Here is a 21,819-nt window from a genome sequence, read left to right on the forward strand (position 1 = left end):
ACCCCGGGGCTCCTCCGTGTCATACGGCCCGCAGCCGGTCGAACGCCGCGGCCGTCGCCGCCCGGTCCGCGCCGTCGGCGAGCAGCGCGTGCAGGAGCAGCCGGGCCTTGGGCGCGTCGAGCTGGCCCGCGGAGATCAGGCCGCGGGCCAGCAGGTCGGACTCCGAACCCGGGCCGCGGTAGGTCTCGCTGAGCAGCGGGCCCGCGCCAGTGCGCGAGGCGAGGACGACGGGCATCCGGGCTGCCGCGGCGGCCAGCGGCTCGACCAGCCACTTCGGCGCGTGGCCCGCGCCGAACGCGGCGACGACCAGGCCGTCGAAGCGGTCGTCCACGGCCTCCAGGAGCTCGCCGCCGTCGCCGAGGGAGAGCGTGAGCAGCGCGACCCGGGCGGGGGCACGCAGCCGCAACGGCCGCTCGACCGTGGCCGTCGCGGGGCGCAGCAGGATGTGCGGGACGCCCTCCACGACGCGGCCGAGGGGGCCCGCGCCCGGTGAGGCGAAGGTGGCCACGGACGTGGTGTGCGTCTTGCGGACGTGCCGGGCGGCGTGGATCTCGTCGGCGAGGACCGTGAGCACGCCGAGGCCGCGGCAGCCGGGGTCGGCGGCGGTCGCGAGCGCCGCGGCGAGGTTCGCGGGGCCGTCCGCGCCCGGCAGGTCGGGGCGGCGCATCGCACCCGTGACGACGACCGGCTCGCGGGGCGCGCAGACCACGTCGAGCAGGAAGGCGGTCTCCTCCAGGGTGTCGGTGCCCTGTACGACGACCGCGCCGTGCCCGGCCGCGGTGGCCTCGTCGACCTTCCCGGCCAGCTCGGCCAGGTCCGCCAACGCCAGTGAGGATCCGGGGAGTCGGCGGACGTCGTGCAGCTCGATGTCCACTCCGGGCGGGACCGGGGCGGCGGCCAGGGTCTGGGCGCCGGTGAGACGGGCGTGGTCCCCGCCCTGCGCGGAGATGGTGCCGCCGAGGGTGAACACGCTGACGGTCTTGGGCACGGGGGCTCGCTTCCGGGGCGGGAGGTGGGACGGAGCGGGGCGGGTGAAGCAAGGTGGAGCGGGTGGGGCGGGTGAGCCCCCTGGAGCCTCTCCCCGCTTCCACCCCGTCCCGAAACGAGCGGACCGCGCCGGGTGCGGCGCGGCCCCGGTCCGCGTCAGCGGCTGTAGCGCATCAGGGCCCGCACCATGTGGCAGGTGGTGTCCGACGGCGGGTGGATGCCGACCGTCTCCGCCATGGTGCGTATCCGTACGTTGCTCGCCTGGTTCGGCACCAGGACGCCCGCGTCGAGCAGGGCGATGGCGAGGCGCATGGCCTTGAGGCGGCGGTTGTGCGTGATGTACCAGTCGCGGGGGCGGCCGGGGGGCAGGGGGCGCTTCTCCACCGGGACGTACGGCACGTCGCAGAGCGTGGGGTGGTCCGGGCGCGGGGCGCGCGACCTGTGCGCGGGACGCTGGGCGGCAGCGTTACGAGTGCGGGTGACACCGGGCTTCGACGGCAGTGCGGCAGCGGGCACAGGCATCCTCCTGTCGCGTTCAGGAGCCCTCGCGGCCCCTTCGAACATTGCTACCAGTTTACTGCCCACCACTGACAATCAGCAGTCCACCCAGACCGTCAAACCCGCAGGTGGGCAGGGAACTTGTCGCTCCGTCACGGTTGTTCCACGAGGTACGCGTGGGGTTCTCGAAATTCGAACACCGACTGGCCTTCCGGCCCCCCGGGCACACGGCGCTAGCGTGTGAGCCATGGAGATCTGGATCAACCCCGCCTGTTCCAAGTGCCGCAGCGCGCTGTCCCTGCTCGACGAGGAGGGCGCCACGTATACCGTCCGCCGCTACCTGGAGGACGTGCCGGGCCCCGACGAGATCCGCGCCGTCCTCGACCGACTCGGCCTGGAGCCCTGGGACATCACCCGCACCCAGGAGGCCGCCGCGAAGGAGCTCGACCTCAAGGACCGCGCGCGCTGGCCGCGCGACGCGTCCGGGCGCGACGCCTGGATCGAGGCGCTCGCCGCCCACCCGAAGCTGATCCAGCGGCCCATCATCACGGCGGACGACGGCACGGCCGTGGTGGCGCGGTCGGAGGAGGCGGTGCGGGACGCCCTCTCGCGGTAGGCCGATCGACCGGCAACCGAGCGGCGACAGCAGGCAAAACGTTACATAACGCCCCATAGGGTTGAGCGCTCCATCTGCGGAAGGCAGGACACCGGAGGAAGGAGCGCACCGTGCGGAGTTGGCTGTCCGGGGGCGTGTACGGCACCGTCCTCGCGAGCGCGCTGCTCGCCGCCCTGCAGTCCGAGGGCACCCCCTACACGCCGTACTACGACGCCGCCTGGGTCATGGTCACCGCGGGCACGGCCGCGCTCGCGCACGGCTACGCCCACCACATGGCCACGCACCGGCCCGGCAGCGGGCTGCACCGGTGGCGGCAGCTCGCCTGGACGCTGGCCGACGAGTGGCCCGTCGTGGTCGCCTGCTGGCCCACCGTCGCGCTTCTCGTGACCGCCGGGGTGATGGGGTGGCCCGAGGAGAACGTCACGTGTGCGGGGCTGATGCTGAACGCTGCGCTGCTGTTCGGGTGGGGGACGTTCGCCGCGTTGCGGGTGGGGTATCGGCGGGGGGTCGCTGTGCTGGTCGGTGCTGCGGATGCGGCGATCGGGGTGGTGATCGCCGTGGCCAACGCGGTGATCAAGTAGGCCGGGGGCCTTGCCGGGGGGGCTCCCCAATCCCGCCCCTTCCCGAAACCGGGGGCTGCGCCCCCGGGCCCCCGCTGATCGGCGCTCCGCGCCTCGTCCTCAAACGCCGGACGGGCTGGAAAATGTGCCGGTAAGTTCCAGCCCCTCCGGCGTTTGTGACCCTCGCCACCCCCACCCCAGGTAACACGGGGTTCACAACCGGGCAACGGACGGGAAATCGCGGATTGGCAGTCTGCGCAGCATCACCACGGCCCGCAGCACCCGCACGTCTGCGCCGTACCAAGCGTCAAAGGATGAAGCCCGTGACCTTCAAGGCTGAGTACATCTGGATCGACGGCACCGAGCCGACGGCCAAGCTTCGCTCGAAGACGAAGATACTGGCCGACTCCCAGCGCGCGACGACGGTCGCGGACCTGCCGATCTGGGGCTTCGACGGCTCGTCCACGAACCAGGCGGAGGGCCACGCGTCGGACCGCGTGCTCAGGCCGGTCGCCAGCTACCCGGACCCGATCCGCGGCGGCGACGACATCCTCGTACTGTGCGAGGTCCTGGACATCGACATGACGCCGCACGCGTCGAACACGCGCGCCGCGCTGGCCGAGGTCGCCGGCCGGTACGCCGCGCAGGAGTCGATCTTCGGCATCGAGCAGGAGTACACGTTCTTCAAGGGCGCGCGCCCGCTCGGCTTCCCCGAGGGCGGCTTCCCGGCGGCGCAGGGCGGCTACTACTGCGGCGTCGGCGCGGACGAGATCTTCGGCCGTGACGTCGTCGAGGCGCACCTGGACAACTGCCTGAAGGCGGGCCTCGGCATCTCCGGCATCAACGCCGAAGTGATGCCGGGTCAGTGGGAGTTCCAGGTCGGCCCGCTGTCCCCGCTCGAGGTCTCCGACCAGCTGTGGGTGGCCCGCTGGCTGCTGTACCGCACCGCCGAGGACTTCGGCGTCTCCGCGACCCTCGACCCGAAGCCGGTCAAGGGCGACTGGAACGGCGCGGGCGCGCACACGAACTTCTCCACGAAGGCGATGCGCGAGGGTTACGACGCGATCATCACCGCGTGCGAGTCGCTCGGCGAGGGCTCCAAGCCGATGGACCACGTCAAGAACTACGGCGCGGGCATCGACGACCGCCTGACAGGTCTGCACGAGACCGCCCCGTGGAACGAGTACAGCTACGGCGTCTCCGACCGCGGCGCGTCCGTCCGCATCCCGTGGCAGGTCGAGAAGGACGGCAAGGGCTACATCGAGGACCGCCGCCCGAACGCCAACGTCGACCCGTACGTCGTGACGCGGCTGCTCGTCGACACCTGCTGCTCGGCGCTGGAGAAGGCCGGGCAGGTCTGACCCGATCCGAACCGTTCCCTACGGTCTGCCGGATTTCGTTCGGGGCGCCCGCCCGTGTGGTGGGCGCCCCGAACGCGTGGCCCAACTCCCCCAGCGGAGCGGGCCGTTTCCGGCCACGAGCGGCCAGGGGGCCGTATCAAGGTGCGAGAGGGATCCGCCGAACCCGTTCCCATCTGCTTCAATGGGGCCATGGGCAGCTTCCAGAACACCGCGACGGGTCACTGTGACCTCGAGCCTTTCTGGCCTTCCCGGCAGCACCACGACTTCGACCGGGTGTGTTGCCGCGCGCTGAGCGCGCGGGCCCTCTGAAGCCGTTTCCCCGGCCTCCGGCCTGACGCGCACGACGTACGTCCTCGACGACTCCTTCGCGCGAAAGAGCTGACCTCATGGCGAACTCCCGTTCCTTCTCCGCCGCCCCCGCCGCCTCCGCCGTCCCGGCTGCTTCCGGGGCCCCGGTGACCTCCCGCCCCACCACCCCCTCCGCACGCGGGCGCCTGCGTGCCGTCGCACCCGACGAAGTCGCCCAGGTGTCCGGCCTCGCCGACATCTCGGGCTTCCTGCCGCCGGGCGCGACCCTGCTGCCCGCACCCCAGCACACGCTGCCCGCACGGCCGGGGCAGCCGCCGATGATCGGCTACCTGGTCCTCCTGCCCGCCGGTCAGGAGCACGTCCCCGCCGGTCCCGTCGCCGCCGAGCCCGAGCCGTCGCTCGACGCGGCCGGGCGCGGGCCCGTGCGCATCGACACCGCGCGGCGCTCCGCGCACGTCGAGGGGCAGCCCCTGGACCTCACGTACCTGGAGTTCGAGCTGCTCGCACATCTCGTCGCCCATCCGCACCGGGTGCACACCCGCGACCAGTTGGTGACGACGGTGTGGGGGTACGGGCACGTGGGCGACGGGCGGACCGTCGACGTCCACATCGCCCGCCTTCGGCGCAAGCTCGGGATCGAGCACCGGTCGACGATCCAGACGGTGCGGCGGGTCGGGTACAAGTACGCGCCGCCGACCACCGGATGACGACCGCCGGACCCCGCCCTTCGGCGGCCGTCCGGGCCTGGCCGGATTCCTCCTGCGGCTGAACGATTCTTCCGCTGGCGGAATCCGGTTCCCCCGAGGTGGTCCCTGCCGTCAGAGTCAGCGCTCATGAGACTTCTGATGCTGGGTGGTACGGAGTTCGTGGGGCGCGCGATCACCGAGGACGCGCTCGCGCGCGGCTGGGACGTGACGGTGTTCCACCGGGGGCGGCACGCGGCGCCGGACGGGGCGCGGGCCGTCCACGGGGACCGCACCACGGCCGCGGGGCTCGCGGCGCTCGCCGCCGACGGCGGCACCTGGGACGCCGTCGTCGACACCTGGTCCGGGGCGCCGCGGGCCGTCCGGGACGCGGCGCGGCTGCTCGCCGGGCGGGCCGGGCGCTACGCGTACGTCTCCAGCGCCTCCGTCTACCGCTACCCCGGTGAGGCCGGGTCCGACGAGTCCTACCCTGTCGTGGCGGGGGACCCCGACGCCGACGCCGTCGCCTACGCGGAGGACAAGCGCGGGGGTGAGCTGGCCGCCGAGGGGGCCTTCGGGGCGGAGCGGACGCTGCACGCGCGGGCCGGGCTGATCCTCGGGCCCTACGAGAACATCGGGCGGCTGCCGTGGTGGCTGAACCGGGTCGCCCGGGGCGGGGCCGTGCTCGCGCCCGGGCCCCGGGACGCCTCCGTCCAGTACGTGGACGTGCGCGATCTCGCCGCGTGGACGCTGGACGCGGTGGCCGCGGGGCTTTCCGGGCCGTACAACATCGTCTGCCCCCGAGGGCACGTCACCATGGGGGACCTGCTCGACGCGTGCGTGCGCGTGGCGGGGGCGCCCGGGGTGGAGCTGGTCTGGACCGACCCCGAGGCGGTGCTCGCCGCGGGCATCGAGCCCTGGCAGGAGCTCCCCGTGTGGCTCCCGCCCGGCGAGCTCTACGACACGATGCACGACACCAGCGCCACCAAGGCCCTGCGGGCCGGGCTGCGGTGCCGGGGTGCCCTCGACACGGTCTCCGACACGTGGGACTGGCTCCGGAGCCTCGGCGGGGTGGCACCGCAGCGGGCCGACCGGCCGGTGGTGGGGTTGGCTCCGGACAAGGAGGCGGCTGCGCTGGGCACGTGAGGTGGCCCGGCCTGGCGCCTTTCGCGGACCAGGGGCGCTGCGGTCCCGGCCTGGCCGCCCCGGCCGGGGGCCCTGCATAGGCCAGGGTGCCGTGGGGCTTGCCGGGCTGTTGCCCGGACCCGGTGCCCCTGGACGTCAACGGCGCCGTGGGCCGGGGCTGTGCCCACCCTCCCCCAAGCTCTCGACGTCGCTCGAGCAGGGGACCCCCATCGCCCTGCGACACGATTGCCCACAGCGGTTGGCGGCAGGAAGCCCATCCCACCAATAGCGGTGATGGGCCGCACGGCCGCACGGCCGGCGGCAGCGGCAGCGGCAGCGGCAGCGGCAGCGGCAGCGGCAGCGGCAGCGGCAGCGGCAGCGGCAGCGGCAGCGGCAGCGGCAGCGGCAGCGGCAGCGGGAATCTAGCCCGCAGCCGCCGACGGTGGGCACCCGCCACGGGAGACGCTCACTGGCCGGTCTAGTGGAAACGGGTGGGCGGGTGGGAGATATCCGCCGCGGTAGCGGCGGGACAGGGACAGCCCCACCCACCCCCGGCAGGGGCGAGTGGGGCGGACCCGGTTCGTGGGGGCTCAGACACGCTCCCAGGTGGGCGCCGGAGCCGGCGGTGCCGGGGTCGGGGCCTCGTGGGAGACGTGGGGAAGCCAGCGGAGGTAGCGCGGGGTGTGCCAGTTGCGCTCGCCGAGGAGGGTCATGAGGGAGGGCAGGAGGACCATGCGGACCACCGTGGCGTCGAGGAGGACGGCGACACCGAGCCCCACCCCCATCTGCTGCATGTCCTGCATGGACAGCGTGCCGAAGACGGCGAACACGGCCACCATGATCACGGCCGCACCGGTCACCGCGCCCGCGGTCCGCGTGATGCCCTCACGGATCGCGTCCCGGTTGCCGAGGCCCCGGTCCCGCGCCTCACGGATCCGGGAGACCACGAACACGTGGTAGTCCATGGACAGGCCGAACAGGACCACGAGGACGAACAGCGGCATCCAGTTCTCGATGGCGCCGACCTTCTCCGAGCCGATCAGCGAGGCGCCCCAGCCGTGCTGGAAGACGGCGGTCATGACGCCGTACGCGGCGCCCACGGACAGCAGGTTGAGGGCGATGGAGGTCACGGCGATCACCATGGACCGGAAGCTGAACAGCATCAGCAGCAGCGTGACGGCCGCGATGAACAGGAACACCGGCACGATGCCCTTGGAGAGCTGGTCGCTGAAGTCCTCGGACTCGGCCAGGTCCCCGCCGACGTACGCCTCGACTCCCCCGCTGCCCCCGTCACGTACCTCGCGTACGTCGTCACGCAGGTCCGCGAGGGCCTTCTTCGCTTCCGGTCCCGTGCCGCTGCCGGGCAGCGGTACGGCGATCTCGGCGACGTCCTGGCGTGCGTGGACGGTGACTTCGGCGCCCTTGCCCGCCTGCTGCTTCAGCGTACGGATGGTGTCGCGCGCCGGGGCGGAGGTGATGTCGTCGGCCTTGACCACGATCCGGGCGGGTGCGGGGCCGCCGGGAAACTCGTCGGTGATCTCCTTGAAGGAGACGGTGAGCGGCGCGTCCGAGCCGAACTGCTTCTCCAGGCCGAGCTGTTCGGTCTTCATGCCGAGGGCGGGCGCGGCGAGGGCGAGCAGCAGCACGGTCGCGCCGATCGCGAAGAACCTGGGCTTGGCGAGCACGGGCTTGAGGAGCGATCCGGCGACGGAGCCGCTGGCGTGGACGCCCTTCTTGGAGCGGCGGTTGAGGAAGGGGATGCGTCCCGCGTCGATGCGGTCGCCGAGCCAGGCGAGCAGCGCGGGCAGCACCGTGACGGAGCCGAGCATGGCCACGCAGACGACGAGGATGGTGGCGACGGCGAAGCCCTTGAAGAGGAGCAGGCCGGACAGGAACATGCCCGCCATGGCCACCATGACCGTCAGGCCGGACACCAGGACGGCCCGCCCGCTGGTGGCCGCGGCGATGCGCAGCGCCGTCTCGGCGTCGTGCCCCGCGGCCCGCTCGTCCCGCTCGCGCCGCAGGTAGAACAGGCAGTAGTCGACGCCGACGGCGAGGCCCATCAGGAACATCACGGAGTACGTGGTCTCGAAGATGTGCAGCTGGTGGCTGGCCAGGGAGAGCAGGCCGAAGGCGGCCACGCAGGCGGTGAGCGCGAGCCCGACGGGCAGCAGCGCGGCCACGACGGCGCCGAAGGCGACGAGGAGGATGCCGAGGGCCAGCGGTACGGCGGTGAACTCGGCCTTCTTCAGGTCGTCGGCGAGCAGGTCGTTGAGGTGCTTCTCGGAGCTGGCGTCACCGAACTGGTGGACGCTGATCCCGCGTTCCTCACCGGCGTCCTTCGCCTTGGCGACGGCGTCGAGCACCGGCTGCACCTGGTCCGCGGCGTCGTCGGACTTGCCCTTCATCTGAAAGCGCAGGAGCGCCTCCTTGCCGTCCTCGGAGGGCAGCGGCGGCTGGACCTTCTCGACCTTGCCGGTGTCGCGGAGCGCCCGGGAGAGGTCGGCCGCGGCGTCCTTCCAGCCGTCGGCGGACTTGGCGCCGACCATGACGAGCTCGCCCGCGGGCTCGTCGATCCCGGCGTCGTCGAGGATCTTCGTGGCCCTGGCCGAGTCGCCGACGCCCATCTCGTCGTCGGTGGCCGTGACGGTGCCGGTCGCACCGCCGATCACGGTGGCGAGGACCACGAACAGCAGCCAGCCGAGGATCGCCGTCTTGCGATGGTGTGCGCTCCACACCCCGAGTCGTGCCGCGAGGTTACGCCCCTTGGCGCTCATGTCCTTCGCCCCCAGTTGAGTAAGCGTGAGATAAGCCGAACTGACGTGATCCACGCTAGAAATCGGCGGCGCGCCGCCCCAGCCGCCGAGCCCCCCTGTCGGTGAAGCACAGGCCCCGGCCCGAAGGTGGTGCTGGCAACACCCCAGAGCGGGTGCCCGGACCAATGACCGGGACCGCCGCGACCAGGGAGACTGATCGAGTGCCGGACGCAGCGACCGCGTACGGGCCGTTTGAGGAGAGGGACATCATGAAGACGTCGAGGGTGCGCGAAGCACTGGTGTCGGGGGCGCGCGGCCTGTATCTGGCGATCATCTCGCTGGCCGGGTCGATCACGCTCTTCGTCCTCGCGGTGGTCTCGATCGCGCTCATCGTGCTCGGGATCGGCCTCTTCACGACGCCGGTGGTCCTCGCGGCCGTGGCCAGGTTCGCCAATCTGCGCCGGGTGCACGCGGCCGAGTGGGCGGGCATCCGCATCCCGATCCCCTACCGGCAGCCGCCCGCGAACGAGCCGCCCGGCGCCGTCGGCCAGGTCGCGCGCTGCCTGCGGATGCTGAAGGACCCGGCGACCTGGCGTGACCTGCAGTGGCTCCTGGTCGACATGACGGCGGGCTTCACCGTCGTGATCTTCGCACCGGCCCTGGTGCTCTACCCGGTGTACGGCTGGGTGCTCGCCCTCGGCGTCTGGCGGCCGATCCACGAGGCGGGCGGCGGCGAGTGGTACGGCTTCATCCACGTCACCTCGCAGATGACGGCGAACGGCGCCGCCGTCCTCGGCACGGCCCTCGGCGCGCTCGCCCTCTTCGTCAACCCGGCCATCGTGCGCGGCCACTTCCTGCTCGCCCGCACCCTGCTCGCGCCCACCGCCTCGATGCGCGAGCGCGAGCTGGCGCTGCGCGTGGACCGCCTGGAGGAGACCCGGCACGACGCGGTGGACACCTCCGCCGCCGAGCTGCGCCGCATCGAGCGCGATCTGCACGACGGCGCGCAGGCCCGCCTGGTCGCCATGGGCATGGACCTCGGCACCATCGAGGCGCTGGTGGAGAAGGACCCGGCGAAGGCCAAGGAGATGCTCGCCAAGGCCCGCCAGAACTCCGGCGAGGCGCTGACCGAGCTGCGCGACCTGGTCCGCGGCATCCACCCGCCGGTGCTCGCCGAGCGCGGCCTCGGCGACGCGGTGAAGGCGCTCGCGCTGCGGCTCCCGCTGGACACGGAGGTCGACGTGGAGCTGCCGGGCCGCCTGGAGGAGCCGGTGGAGGCGGCGGCGTACTTCGCGGTGAGCGAGACCCTGACGAACGCGGTGAAGTACGCGCAGGCGGAGCGCGTCTGGGTGGACGTGCACCACGCCGACGGGATGCTGCGCATCGCGATCACGGACAACGGCAAGGGCGGGGCGGAGATCGGCGCCGGGTCGGGGCTGAGCGGGATCGAACGGCGACTCGGTACATTCGACGGCGTACTGGCCGTCAGCAGCCCCGTTGGCGGTCCGACCATGGTGACCATGGAGATCCCTTGCGAGTTGTCCTAGCCGAAGATCTCTTCCTGCTGCGCGACGGTCTCGTGCGGATGCTGGAGGCATTCGACTTCGAGATCGCGGCGGCCGTCGAGACCGGGCCGGAGCTGACCAAGGCCCTCGCGGAGCTGCAGCCGGACGTCGCGGTCGTCGACGTCCGGCTGCCGCCTTCGCACACGGACGAGGGCCTGCAGTGCGCGCTCGCGGCACGGCGGGCCCGCCCCGGTCTGCCGGTGCTCGTGCTCTCGCAGCACGTGGAGCAGTTGTACGCGCGCGAGCTCCTCGCCGACGGAAACGGCGGGGTCGGCTATCTCCTCAAGGACCGGGTCTTCGACGCGGAGCAGTTCGTGGACGCGGTGCGCCGGGTCGCCGCGGGCGGCACGGCCATGGACCCGACGGTCATCCAGCAGCTCCTTTCGCGGCGCGCCAGCGACCAGCCGCTCGGCGCGCTCACCCCGCGCGAGCGCGAGGTCCTCGAACTGATGGCGCAGGGCCGGTCCAATGCCGCGATCGCGGGGCAGCTCGTGGTGACGGAGCGGGCCATCGCCAAACACACCTCAAACATTTTCGCGAAGCTGGACCTGCCGGTGTCGGACGACGACAACCGCCGTGTCCTCGCGGTTCTCGCCTATCTCGATCAAGGGCGCTGATACGTACGGGAGTTCGCGCCGAGAATTTCCCGGCGGGCTTTGAACACGGCGGACCGCCGATGCGTACGTAGCCCCATGGGACGCACCTCACGACGCACGTCACGAAAACGATCAAAACTGGCCGGGCGGGCGATCGCCGCGTCGGCGGCGCTCATCCTGGGCGGCGGCGGACTTGTCGCGGTGAATGTCTACGCGAACGCCGAGGACGGCGGGGGTCCGCCGCCGGAAAGCCAGGTACAGAACCAGGCCCAGGGCGGGGATCAGCAGGCGAGCACCATCAGCTGCCCCGACGTCGGCAATCAGCTCCCGGAGGTTCCCGAGGGCGCGCGCGCCGAGGTCGACCGCGAACTCGCCACGCTCGACAGCCAGATCACCGACGCCTACGCGCGGTTCGCCGAGGCCGAGGACAAGAATTCCGTGCTCGGCCCGCTGGAGGAGCAGCGGCGCCCGACCATCGAGAACATCCGGTCCGCGATCGACCGGGGCGGCCAGGCGCCCGAGAACCTGGACGGCATGGCGCCGTGCACCCTGCGCGCCGACGACGACGGCCGCGGCCAACAGGGCGGTGACCAGGGGCAGGGCGGCAACGGCGGTGACCAGGGGCAGGACGGCGGCCAGGAGCAGGGCCAGAACCAGGGTCAGGGTCAGGGCGACGGTCAAGGCGGCGATCAGGGCGACGGGCAGGGCGGGGACCAAGGCCAGGGTCAGGGTCAGGGCCAGGCGGGCAACGGTCCCGAGGCCGGTGACTTCGTCGACATCCAGTCGGTCCGCCCCAATGTCCAAAAGCCGCGCAAACAACGCGGCGCGTCACGCGGCACCTTCACCACGAATTGCGGAACCAACGAGAACGGAAAGTTCAATCCGGACAATGTCATCGTCGCGCCCGGCGTGAGCAATGGCGCCCACCATATGCACGACTACGTCGGAAATCAGGAGACGGATGCCTTCTCCGGTGACGACGACCTCGCGAACGGTGACACCAGTTGCCGCAATCGGGGCGACAAGTCCACGTATTACTGGCCGGTCCTCCGACTGCAGAACGGAAACGACGAGAACGACGCCGACGCGGACGGCGGCGGCCGGGACAAGAACGTCGGCGAGATCCAGACGCCGGACCAGGTCACGCTGAAGTTCGTCGGCAGTCCGGTCGGCAAGGTGACCGCGATGCCGCGTTTCCTGCGCATCATCACCGGTGACGCCAAGGCCTTCACCAATGGTGACGCCAACGCCAACGCGTCCTGGAGCTGCACCGGATTCGAGAACCGGCAGCTGAAGGACAAATATCCGATCTGCCCCGAGGGCAGCAAGGTCGTGCGCACCTTCAACTTCCAGAGCTGCTGGGACGGCCAGAACACCGACAGCGCCAACCACCGCACCCACGTCGCGTTCGCCGACCAGCGCAGCGGCCGCTGCCCGCAGGGCTTCCGCGCCATCCCGCAGCTCGTGCAGCGCGTCGTGTACGACGTGCCGCCGGGGCCCGGCTTCGCCGTCGACTCCTTCCCCGAGCAACTGCACAAGCCCATCACCGACCACGGCGACTTCATCAACGTGTTCGACGAGCGGCTGATGCAGCGCGTCGCCAAGTGCATCAACGGCAACCGCCGCTGCGCATAGCGGCACCTCCGGGGCACCCGCCCCGCCCAGAACTGCTGCGCGGTCGGCTCCGCGCGGTGCCGGTGGAACCGTGCCCCACGTGCCCAGGGCCCGGTCCTCGCTCCCCCCACCACCCTCCCTCACGGCGAGTGGTGCGAGGCCCGTTCCACCGTCCCGCCGAGCCGGCCGCGCAGCGCTCCGACCACGGCCGGGTCCCCGACGGCGACCCACTTCCTGCCGACGAGATACGTACCGCCGTAGTCCTTGGCCGCGTTCAGCCAGTCGCGCTCGCCGCGGTCGGTGGCGAAGGTCGCGAGGACGAAACGGCCGTCCTCGTTCTGGCACTTGGCCTGGCGCAGCTCGTCGGCGTTCGTCTGGATGTCGGGCGCGCACTCGGCCTTCGCCGCCAGCTGCTCCAGGGTTCCGGTGGCCGTCCTCGGCGCCGCGTCCGCAGCGCCCCCGCCACCGTTGCCGTCGTCGGAGCCCGCGGCGAGACCCGCCGCGATCACCAGGCCGAGCGTCGTGGCCGAAAGCGCTCCCGCGGCCCACACCATCTTCCTCATCGCTTCCTCCTGTCCCGTCCGGCGATGCGAACTCGCCTTCTCCGTAAGCACCGTTGAGCGCTGAAGGCCGCCCGGATACCGTGCGCCGCAGTCATCGACGCAGGGGGTACACATGTACGGACCGTCGCGACGCACCATGCTCGGCACCGTCGGCGCCATCGGCCTGACGGGGCTCGGAAACCTGGGGACCGCCGTCGGCGCCCCGGCTCCGGCCCGCGCGGCCGAGGGGCCCGCCGCGGGCCCCGCCCTCGATACGGATTCCGCGCGCTCCGTGCTCAATCGGCGACTCCCGCACCACGCGGACCAGTTCAGGCTGAGACTCGTCCCGGCTCAGGACGGCCGGGACCACTTCCGCGTGACCGGCGCGACAGGCCGCATCGAGGTGGCGGGCACCACTCCCGCCGTGCTGCTCACCGGCGTCCACTGGTACCTGAAGTACGTGTGCGACGCGCACATCGCCTGGAACGGCGACCAGCTCGACCTGCCGCGGCGCCTGCCCGCCCCGGCCCGCCCGCTGACCCGCGCCACCGCGCTGCGCCACCGCTTCGCCCTCAACGACACCAACGACGGCTACACCGCCCCGTACGCCGACTGGCCGTACTGGGAGCGCATGATCGACGTCCTCGCGCTGCACGGCTGCAACGAGGTGCTCACCATCGCGGGCACCGAAGCCGTCTACCACCGCCTCCTGAAGGACTTCCACTACACCGACGCCGAGTCTCGCGCCTGGCTGCCCGCGCCCTCGCACCAGCCGTGGTGGCTCCTGCAGAACCTCTCCGGGTACGGCGGCCCCCTCTCCCCCGAGATCATCCAGCGGCGCGTGGACCTGGGCCGCAGGATCGTCGACCGGCTGCGCGAGCTCGGCATGGCGCCGGTCCTCCCCGGCTACTACGGGCACGTCCCCGACGGCTTCGTGGCGCGCAACGGCGGTGACGCGCGGGTCGTGCCGCAGGGCATCTGGCACGGCTTCAAGCGCCCCGACTGGCTCGACCCGCGCACCGACGCCTTCGCGCGGGTCGCCGCGTCCTTCTACCGCCACCAGCGCGAACTCTTCGGCGCGGCCGAGCACTTCAAGATGGACCTGCTGCACGAGGGCGGCACCGCGGGCGACGTGCCCGTGCCGGACGCCGCCAAGGGCGTCGAGCGGGCCCTGCGGACCGCGCACCCCGGCGCGACCTGGGTGATCCTCGGCTGGCAGGAGAACCCGCTGCCCGCGCTCCTCGACGCCGTCGACCGCGAGAAGATGCTGATCGTCGACGGCGTCTCCGACCGCTACCAGAACGTCAGCGACCGCGAGAAGGACTGGGGCGGCACGCCCTACGCCTTCGGTTCGATCCCCAACTTCGGCGGCCGCTCCACCATCGGCGCCCGTACGCACCTGTGGCAGGAGAGATTCTTCGCCTGGCGCGACAAGCCGGACAGCGCGCTCGTGGGCACCGCGTACATGCCGGAGGCCACCGACCGCGACCCCGCCGCCTTCGAGCTGTTCTCCGAACTGGCCTGGATGGACGACGAGGTGGACCGGGCCGACTGGTTCGCCGCGTACGCCGACTTCCGCTACGGCGGCCGCGACAGCCGGGCCCGCGCCGCCTGGCGGGCCCTGCACGACACCGCGTACCAGCACCGGGCCGTCGAGCGCAGCGACCCGCACGACTCGCTCTTCGCCGCCCGCCCCGACCTCGCCGCGAACCGCGCCGCCGAGTACGCGCCGCGCGCCCTCACCTACGACCCCGGCCGCTTCGACGCCGCCCTCACCGGGCTCCTCGGCGTCGCCGGCGGACTGCGGCGCAGCGCCGCCTACAAGCACGACCTCGTCGACGTCGCCCGCCAGGCCCTGGCCCACCGCAGCCGCCAGCTCCTGCCCCAGCTCAAGACCGCGTACGCGCGCAAGGACCAGGACACCTTCCGCGCCCTGTCGAACCTGTGGCTGCGCCTCATGCGGCTCTCCGACGACGTCACGGGGACGCATCCGGCCTTCCTGCTCGGCCCCTGGGTCGAGGACGCCCGGCGCCTCGCCACCAACGACACCGAACGCGCCGAGTTCGAACGCACCGCGAAGGTCCTCATCACCGTCTGGGGCGACCGGCCCACCTCCGACCCCGGCAACCTCCACGACTACGGCAACCGCGAATGGCACGGCCTCACCGGCGACTTCTACCTGCCGCGCTGGCAGAAGTGGCTCGACGAACTCGCCGACGCGCTCGCCGCCGGGCGCGCGCCCACGCCCGTCGACTGGTTCGGGGCCGTGGAGGAGCCGTGGACGCGGACCCGCAAGGACTATCCGCTGCGGCCCGTCGGCGACGCCCACCGCACCGCCGCCCGCGTCCACGACGTCCTCGCCCGCGCCCCCTACCAGGGCTCCCTGGAAGTCACCGCGGTGCCGCCCTCGTTCCCGCCCGGCGGGCACGCGCGCGTCACCGCCCTCTTCCGCAACGTCAACGGGCTGCGCGCCACCGGCCGCGTCGACTTCACCCTCACCGGACTCGACGCCGAACCCGACGGGCCGACGTCCCTGCCCCGGGTGCCCGCCGGGGGCAGCGGCACCGTCGCCTGGCGCGCCGACGCCCCCGACACCCCCCTCGACCGGCCGCTGCGCCCCCTCCCCTACACCCTCACCGCCCGCTACGGGCCGCAGGGCGAGAAGCGGGTGCCCGCCGTCCACGAAGGGACCCTCTTCGTCGCCGGGCCCCTCGGTCCCGGCTGGGAGACCTACACCAACAGCGGGGCCGTCTTCGGGGAGCTCGACGGGCGGTACGCCATCGACGGGGGCGGGGCCGATCTGTGGCGGGGCACCAGTGAGTTCGGCACCCTCTACCGGCCAGGAGCCCTGCGCGACGGGGTGACCGTCACCCTCCGCGTCGACTCCCAGGCCGTCACCGGGCCCTGGGCCCGCGCCGGCATCATCGCCCGCAACTCCCTCTCCACCCCCGGCTCCCCCGGCTTCCTCAACCTCGCCGTCACCCCCGCCAACGGCGTCGTCCTCTCCTACGACACCACCGGCGACGGCACCCTCGACACCTACCAGCGCGTCACCGGCGTCAAGGCGCCCGTCCTCCTCCGTCTCTCCCGCACCGGAGGGACCTTCACCGGCGCCCTCTCCACCGACTCCGGCGCCACCTGGCGCACCGTCGCCACGGTCCCCGTCCCCGGGGTGGGGTCCACCCAGGACGTGGGGATGTTCATGACGGCTACGCACGGCGGGGCGGGGGGCCGGGGCACGGCGGAATTCAGCAACTGGCAACTGCCCTGACCCACGCGGGGCGCCCCAGTCCCACCCCTTCCCGAAACCGGGGCTCCGCCCCTGGACCCCGGGGGTGGGTGTCCCGTTGCCCTGGGACGGGGCACCCCCGAATCGGCGCTCCGCGCCTCGTCCTCAAACGCCGGACGGGCTGAAAACCACTTCACCGAGGCGGGCCGAAGGCGCACCGAGCAGACAGTGCGGACCACCTTGTCCGAAGCAATGGCGGGGGCGGGTGGGTGGGAGAAAGCCCGTCCGGCGATTGAGGACGAGCGCGGAGCGCGATCCGGGGGTGACCCTCTCGGGGCTGATGGTGCCGGGCTGTTGGGCTGCCGGTGCGAGGTTGGGCGGGTGGGTGGGAGAGAGCCCGTCCGGCGTTTGAGGACCAGGCGCGGAGCGCCGAGAATTCGGGGTGCCGTCGGCCCACCCGCGTGCCAGAGTGTGGCGATGGACGCAGACTGGGAGAAGCGCATGGCCTCCGCGTGGGGCGAGTTCGACGCGTACGGGGAGGAGCGGGCCGGGGAGTTCAGGGAGCGGATCGACGAACTGGTCGCGGAGTTGCCGGAGGACAGCGCCCGGGGCCCGTTCGAACGGGCCTGCGCCTTCGACTCGACCGGCCACTCGGACAAGGCGGTCCCCCTGTACCAGGAGGCCCTGACCCGCGGCATCGAGGGCTACCAAAGACGCCGCACAGTGATCCAAATGGCCAGCTCCCTGCGGAACACGGGCCGCGTCGAGGAGGGCATCGCCCTGCTCACCCCGGAACTGGACGCGGAGCACGACGAGTTGGACGACGCCGTACGCGCCACCCTGGCCCTGTGCCTGATCGACGCGGACCGGGGCCGCGAGGCCGTCTCCCTGGCGGTGGGCGCCCTCGCCCCCCATCTCCCGCGCTACCAGCGCTCGATGGCGAACTACGCACGCCTCCTGGTCGAGCCCGAGTGACCCCACGCACCCCCGCCGAAGGCCCCGCGCCGACCAGCGTGAAGTGACCGCCGGACGATTCGCTCGTTCTGCTGAACGTGTCGTCATCGCAGTCCACGAAAGCCGCCTCCCCGAGCGGCCCCGCATCACCCGTCGTCGACGTGGAGCAGGCCGAGGCCGCCCTCGTCGAGCACTACCCGCGCCTGGTCCGCCTCGCCTACCTGGTGCTGCCCCCGGCCCTCGGCCGCAACCGCCGCGTCCTGACCGCGCACGCCCTGGTCCAGCGGGCGCTCCCCCGCGGCCGCGCCAGCGCCCCGGCGGTCCCCGACCAGCGCAGGCAGGCGGGCCGGGGCACCGACCCCGGCTACGCCTACGTCCGCTGCCAAGTGCTGCGCGCCGCGCTGGACGCCGGGCTGCCGCTGCGACGGCGGGCCTGGCCCAAGCGGGCCCAACTGCCCCCGCTGCTGCCGCAGGTGTGGGGCCTCAGGCTGTTCCCACGCTCCGGCGGCGCCGACGAACTCGCCCTGGACCAGCGGCTCGCCGCCCTGTCCGGGCCCGCCCGCGCCGCGTACGTCCTGCGCGGGCTCGAACGGCTCACGGACGACGAGACGCGGCGGATCCTCGACGCGGTCGGCGTCGACACCGACCCGGACTCCGAGGAGGCCGACGGCATCGCCGCCGCGCTCGCCGAGGTCGGCGCCGACGGCCCGCCCGGCGGCCGGGGCCCGGCCGCGCTCCTGGAGTCCCCCGAGTTCGACCCGTGCTCCCTGCAGGCCCGGCCCACCGATCTGATGCGCCGCCGCCAGCACCTGAAGGCCGCCGCCGTCGCGGCCGTCGCCGCCCTCGTGTGCGGGGCGCTGCTCGGCATGCCCGGCGACGGCTGGGGCCCGGACGGCGCCGCCGCGCCCCCGTACGCGAAGAACCCCGCCGCCGAGGCCGCCCTCGACCCCGGGCGGCTCACCCGGGCCGCGCCCGCCGCCTGGAAGCAGTCCGCGCGCACCGACTTCTCCGTATGGCCCGCGCGCGGCGAACTCACCGACGACAAGGCACTGTTGCGGCGCGCCCTCGCCGTATGGGCGCGGCCCGGCGAGACCGTGCAGGTGTCCGCGACGCCGGGCACCGCGTCGGGGGCGCCGCCCGGGCCCCCGCAACTGCTGTTCGCGGGGCCCGTCGACGGGGCCCGTGTGGTGCTCCTGTACGACGGGCTGCGCGTCGTGCGGTACGCCGAGCCGCAGGACGGGACCGGTGGCGCCGCGCTCGACTTCGCCCGCGTGGACGGCGCGGAGGCCGGTGACTCCGGGGCCGTCGTCGTGGGTCGCGCCGACGGCAACGTCCGCTATCTGACGGCGCCGTGGGTGCGTACGGCCGTCGTACGCGATCTCCTCAAGCCCGATGCCGCCGTCACGGCGCTGCGGCGCTCCGCCGACGGGGTCACCGACCCCTTCGGCAGTCCCGCCCTCGCCCGCGAGTGCCGGTCCTGGAACGCCCTTCAGCTCCGCGACCACACCGGGGCGTCCCGGCTCGCCACCGACCTCGGTGAGCTGACGCCCGCGCGCCTCACCGCGGGGCGGCCCGACGCGCCCCGTGAGGCCGCGCCCCAGGACTGGGCGCGGACCGCCTGCTCCCTCGCCGCGGCCCGGTCGCACGGGGTGCGGGTCGTGAACTCCTGGCAGTACGCCCGGCAGGCGCTGCCCGATGGCAGCGGGGGTGCGGCGTGGGTGTGCACCCGGGCCGAGACCTGGCGTGGTGGGGGTGGGCGGGTGCTCGCCCAGTTCCTCGCGCCCGGGGGCGGGGCGGGGGCTGTTGCCGCCAAGGCCGAAGGGGGGCCTGACTGTGGGGTGCGGGAGCCGCGGGTGCTGGCCGGGGTGTTGTGGAAGTCCCCTGCGGGGGGCTGGTATCTGCTCGCCGCCGGCAGCAAGGACGTGTCCTCCGTGGCCGTGTCCGGCGGTGAGCGCGTCTCCGGCAACGTCCTCGCCGCACCCACCCGTCAGGGCACCCGCCCCACGGTGACGGGCACCCTGCCCGACGGCACGAAACTCCCCACCCTGCGCTGACCCCGATCGCCGCTCCGCGCCTCGTCCTCAAACGCCGGACAGGCTTTTCTCCCACCCACCCGCCCAAACTCGCACCAACAGACCAACAGCCCGGCACCATCAGCCCCGAAACACCTGGCCCACAGCACCGCTCCGGCCCGCCCCGGGGAAGTTTTCAGCCCGTCCGGCGTTTGAGGACGAGGCCGCAGGCCGACCGGGGGCGGACCGTCCCACCCACACGGGAGACCCACCCCCGGGGTCCAGGGGCGGAGCCCCGGGATCGGGAAGGGGCGGGATTGGGGAAAGTCGCCGCACACACCTGTACCACCCCAGCTACCCACCAGTACATTGACGCCATGTCTAATACGAGGGCCCGGCTCCCGCAGCCCGTCGCCTCCGAGCACATAGCGCTCAAGGCACGCAACGTCTCCTTCTCCTGGGAGAGCACCCCGCTCCACTGGCTCCCGGGGGACCCCTTCACGACGCACACGATCAACGTGCTGCACCTCCTGCTCCCGGCAGGCGAACGCTGGTTCGTGCACGTGTACAAGCAGGTGCTCCCGCTCATCCGCGACGAGCGGCTGCGCGAGGACGTCATCGGGTTCATCGGCCAGGAGGCCATGCACTCACAGGCCCACGACGAAGTCCTGCCGCACCTGCGGGAGCAGGGCCTCGACCCCACCCCGTACACCGCCCAGGTCGACTGGCTCTTCGAGAAGCTGCTCGGCGACCGCACCCTGCCGCCGGGCAAACCCCGGCAGTGGTGGCTGATGGAGCGCGTCGCGATGATCTCGGCGATCGAGCACTACACCGCGTTCCTGGGCGACTGGGTGCTCAACGCACAGGAGTTGGACCGACGCGGGGCCGATCCGACGATGCTGGACCTGCTGCGCTGGCACGGCGCGGAGGAGGTCGAGCACCGGGCGGTCGCCTTCGACCTGTTCATGCACGTCGACGGGAGCTACCGCCGCCGCGCCCGCACCTGGGCCACCGCCTTCACCGCGCTGGTGTTCCTGTGGCAGCGCGGCGCCCGGTTCTTCATGGAGAACGACCCGACGCTCGTCGACGGCAAGGCCTCCTTCCGGGACTTCCACCGCAGCGGCCGGGCCGGCACCCTGCCCACCACCGGCGACATGATCCGCTCCATCCCGCGCTATCTGAGCCGCGCCTACCACCCCTCGCAGGAGGGCAGCACCGAGCAGGCCGTCGCCTACCTCGCCTCGTCCCCCGCGGCCACCGCCGCCGAGGCCCGCGCGAACGGGGCCGCCTGACATGCCGCTGCCCCTGCCCCGCACCACCCGCGCCGTGATCGTCGCGACCGGCGCCGCCCTCCTCGCCCGCCGCGCCCTGCGCCGCCGCATCGGGGCCTCCCCGCTGTGGCCGCTGCCCGCCCTGGAGGAGCCCGTCTCCGGGCAGCCGCGTTCGCGGGCGCTGCGGCTGCGCGTCGCCCGGCACGAGCGGGTCGCCGACGGCGTCGTACAACTGCGCCTGGAGGGCGGGCACATGGCCGAGCTGCCCGCCTGGGAGCCCGGCGCACATCTGGATCTCGTACTGCCTTCGGGTCTCGTGCGGCAGTACTCGCTGTGCGGGGATCCCGAGGACTCGTCCTCGTACACCGTGGCCACGCGGCTCATCGGGGCGGACGAGGGCGGCCGCGGCGGGTCCCGCGAGGTGCACGAGGCGCTGCGCGAGGGGGTGGAGGTGGAGGTGCGCGGGCCGCGCAACCGGTTCCCGCTCCTCGACGGCGCCGCGTCGTACGCCTTCGTCGCGGGCGGGATCGGGATCACACCGATCCTCGCCATGGTGCGGGCCGTGGAGGCGGCGGGTGCCGACTGGCGGCTGCTGTACTGCGGGCGGAGCCGGGCCTCGATGCCCTTCCTGGAGGAGCTGGAGAAGCTGGGCGGGCCGGGCGGCCGGGTGGTCGTCGTCGCCGAGGACGAGAGCGGGCGGCCCGATGTGGGGGGCTTCCTCGGGCAGGGCGCGGCGGGTGCCGTGTACGTGTGCGGGCCCGAGGGGCTCATGGACGCCGTCGCCGGGGTGCTGCCCGAGGGGTGCGCGCTGCACCTGGAGCGGTTCGCGCCCGCCGCGGCCGCGGGCGGCGAGAGCGCCTTCGAGGTCGAACTGCGGCGCAGCGGCCGCACGGTGACCGTGGGCGCGGACACCACGGTGCTCGCGGCCGTCCGCGCCGAGCTGCCCGACACTCCGTACTCCTGCGAGCAGGGGTTCTGCGGGACCTGCCAACACCGGGTCCTGGAGGGCGAGATCGACCACCGCGACGAGCTGCTCACCGACGGCGAGCGCGGGGACTCGATGCTGATCTGCGTGTCGCGGGCGCGCGGTACGCGGCTCGTACTCGACGCCTAGCGGCGCGGCGGACACGGCTGGGGCGCA

The 21,819-nt window shown here is 73.0% G+C and carries 16 protein-coding genes and 1 pseudogene; 13 read left to right on the forward strand and 4 right to left on the reverse strand.

Annotated features, from left to right (window positions below):
• Positions 1 to 19: 19 nt before the first annotated feature.
• Positions 20 to 988, reverse strand: coding sequence for an asparaginase domain-containing protein (locus ACFVHO_RS11955; protein ID WP_385712642.1), 969 nt, complete (start codon positions 986 to 988; stop codon positions 20 to 22).
• Positions 989 to 1,143: 155 nt separating this feature from the next.
• On the reverse strand, positions 1,144 to 1,503 hold the full coding sequence (locus ACFVHO_RS11960) for a hypothetical protein (RefSeq protein WP_385712644.1): 360 nt from the start codon (positions 1,501 to 1,503) through the stop codon (positions 1,144 to 1,146).
• Positions 1,504 to 1,732: 229 nt separating this feature from the next.
• Between ACFVHO_RS11960 and ACFVHO_RS11965 the strand changes: the two genes are divergently transcribed.
• The 5 genes from ACFVHO_RS11965 to ACFVHO_RS11985 all read left to right on the forward strand — a co-directional run bounded on the left by ACFVHO_RS11965 (position 1,733) and on the right by ACFVHO_RS11985 (position 6,160).
• Positions 1,733 to 2,101, forward strand: coding sequence for an arsenate reductase family protein (locus ACFVHO_RS11965; RefSeq protein ID WP_385712645.1), 369 nt, complete (start codon positions 1,733 to 1,735; stop codon positions 2,099 to 2,101).
• A 110-nt stretch (positions 2,102 to 2,211) separates the two neighbouring features.
• The gene (locus ACFVHO_RS11970) at positions 2,212 to 2,682 is read left to right on the forward strand and encodes a hypothetical protein (RefSeq protein WP_385712647.1); all 471 of its coding nucleotides are present in this window, start codon (positions 2,212 to 2,214) and stop codon (positions 2,680 to 2,682) included.
• Positions 2,683 to 2,984: 302 nt separating this feature from the next.
• Entirely contained in the window at positions 2,985 to 4,022 is a 1,038-nt protein-coding gene (gene glnII / locus ACFVHO_RS11975; RefSeq protein ID WP_385712648.1) for a glutamine synthetase, read from the forward strand.
• Positions 4,023 to 4,408: 386 nt separating this feature from the next.
• The gene (locus ACFVHO_RS11980; protein WP_385712650.1) at positions 4,409 to 5,038 is read left to right on the forward strand and encodes a winged helix-turn-helix domain-containing protein; all 630 of its coding nucleotides are present in this window, start codon (positions 4,409 to 4,411) and stop codon (positions 5,036 to 5,038) included.
• Between the two features lie 126 nt (positions 5,039 to 5,164).
• Positions 5,165 to 6,160, forward strand: a complete 996-nt coding sequence (locus tag ACFVHO_RS11985; protein ID WP_385712652.1) for an NAD-dependent epimerase/dehydratase family protein — start codon at positions 5,165 to 5,167, stop codon at positions 6,158 to 6,160.
• A 569-nt stretch (positions 6,161 to 6,729) separates the two neighbouring features.
• Here ACFVHO_RS11985 and ACFVHO_RS11990 read toward each other — a convergent pair.
• The gene (locus tag ACFVHO_RS11990) at positions 6,730 to 8,916 is read right to left on the reverse strand and encodes an MMPL family transporter (RefSeq protein ID WP_385712654.1); all 2,187 of its coding nucleotides are present in this window, start codon (positions 8,914 to 8,916) and stop codon (positions 6,730 to 6,732) included.
• Between the two features lie 248 nt (positions 8,917 to 9,164).
• Here ACFVHO_RS11990 and ACFVHO_RS11995 point away from each other — a divergent pair, with 248 nt between their 5' ends.
• The 3 genes from ACFVHO_RS11995 (at position 9,165) to ACFVHO_RS12005 (ending at position 12,691) form a co-directional block, all read left to right on the forward strand.
• Entirely contained in the window at positions 9,165 to 10,442 is a 1,278-nt protein-coding gene (locus tag ACFVHO_RS11995; RefSeq protein WP_385712655.1) for a sensor histidine kinase, read from the forward strand.
• Positions 10,427 to 11,077 carry a LuxR C-terminal-related transcriptional regulator gene (locus ACFVHO_RS12000; RefSeq protein ID WP_385712657.1) on the forward strand — a complete coding sequence of 217 codons (651 nt, stop codon included), beginning with the start codon at positions 10,427 to 10,429 and terminating at the stop codon, positions 11,075 to 11,077. Before ACFVHO_RS11995 ends, ACFVHO_RS12000 begins: the two co-directional genes overlap by 16 nt.
• Positions 11,078 to 11,152: 75 nt before the next feature.
• Positions 11,153 to 12,691 (forward strand): DUF1996 domain-containing protein, encoded by a 1,539-nt coding sequence (locus ACFVHO_RS12005; protein WP_385712717.1) that lies wholly within the window; start codon positions 11,153 to 11,155, stop codon positions 12,689 to 12,691.
• 93 nt (positions 12,692 to 12,784) lie between these two features.
• On the opposite strand, the pseudogene ACFVHO_RS12010 reads toward ACFVHO_RS12005, so the two are convergent.
• Positions 12,785 to 13,233 (reverse strand): annotated as a pseudogene (locus ACFVHO_RS12010) (hypothetical protein); the annotation flags it as partial.
• 112 nt (positions 13,234 to 13,345) lie between these two features.
• Between ACFVHO_RS12010 and ACFVHO_RS12015 the strand changes: the two are divergent.
• From ACFVHO_RS12015 to ACFVHO_RS12035, 5 genes are all read left to right on the forward strand, one after another.
• Positions 13,346 to 16,483 carry an alpha-N-acetylglucosaminidase TIM-barrel domain-containing protein gene (locus ACFVHO_RS12015; RefSeq protein ID WP_385712658.1) on the forward strand — a complete coding sequence of 1,046 codons (3,138 nt, stop codon included), beginning with the start codon at positions 13,346 to 13,348 and terminating at the stop codon, positions 16,481 to 16,483.
• 435 nt (positions 16,484 to 16,918) lie between these two features.
• The gene (locus ACFVHO_RS12020; RefSeq protein WP_385712660.1) at positions 16,919 to 17,416 is read left to right on the forward strand and encodes a tetratricopeptide repeat protein; all 498 of its coding nucleotides are present in this window, start codon (positions 16,919 to 16,921) and stop codon (positions 17,414 to 17,416) included.
• A gap of 68 nt (positions 17,417 to 17,484) precedes the next feature.
• Entirely contained in the window at positions 17,485 to 19,449 is a 1,965-nt protein-coding gene (locus ACFVHO_RS12025; RefSeq protein ID WP_385712719.1) for a hypothetical protein, read from the forward strand.
• Positions 19,450 to 19,784: 335 nt separating this feature from the next.
• On the forward strand, positions 19,785 to 20,699 hold the full coding sequence (locus ACFVHO_RS12030) for a metal-dependent hydrolase (protein WP_385712662.1): 915 nt from the start codon (positions 19,785 to 19,787) through the stop codon (positions 20,697 to 20,699).
• A gap of 1 nt (position 20,700) precedes the next feature.
• Positions 20,701 to 21,792, forward strand: a complete 1,092-nt coding sequence (locus tag ACFVHO_RS12035; protein WP_385712664.1) for a PDR/VanB family oxidoreductase — start codon at positions 20,701 to 20,703, stop codon at positions 21,790 to 21,792.
• Positions 21,793 to 21,819: the final 27 nt, after the last annotated feature.

Source organism: Streptomyces sp. NPDC127108 (genome assembly GCF_042677545.1).
Taxonomy (GTDB): domain Bacteria; phylum Actinomycetota; class Actinomycetes; order Streptomycetales; family Streptomycetaceae; genus Streptomyces.

Coding starts and splice junctions, on each gene's coding strand:
- ACFVHO_RS12035 (WP_385712664.1), top strand. CDS start 20,701: ATGCCGCTGCCCCTGCCCCGCACCACCCGCGCCGTGATCGTCGCGACC.
- ACFVHO_RS11985 (WP_385712652.1), top strand. CDS start 5,165: ATGAGACTTCTGATGCTGGGTGGTACGGAGTTCGTGGGGCGCGCGATC.
- ACFVHO_RS11995 (WP_385712655.1), top strand. CDS start 9,165: ATGAAGACGTCGAGGGTGCGCGAAGCACTGGTGTCGGGGGCGCGCGGC.
- ACFVHO_RS12020 (WP_385712660.1), top strand. CDS start 16,919: ATGGACGCAGACTGGGAGAAGCGCATGGCCTCCGCGTGGGGCGAGTTC.
- ACFVHO_RS12005 (WP_385712717.1), top strand. CDS start 11,153: ATGGGACGCACCTCACGACGCACGTCACGAAAACGATCAAAACTGGCC.
- ACFVHO_RS12015 (WP_385712658.1), top strand. CDS start 13,346: ATGTACGGACCGTCGCGACGCACCATGCTCGGCACCGTCGGCGCCATC.
- ACFVHO_RS11965 (WP_385712645.1), top strand. CDS start 1,733: ATGGAGATCTGGATCAACCCCGCCTGTTCCAAGTGCCGCAGCGCGCTG.
- ACFVHO_RS12030 (WP_385712662.1), top strand. CDS start 19,785: ATGTCTAATACGAGGGCCCGGCTCCCGCAGCCCGTCGCCTCCGAGCAC.
- ACFVHO_RS11980 (WP_385712650.1), top strand. CDS start 4,409: ATGGCGAACTCCCGTTCCTTCTCCGCCGCCCCCGCCGCCTCCGCCGTC.
- ACFVHO_RS11990 (WP_385712654.1), bottom strand. CDS start 8,916: ATGAGCGCCAAGGGGCGTAACCTCGCGGCACGACTCGGGGTGTGGAGC.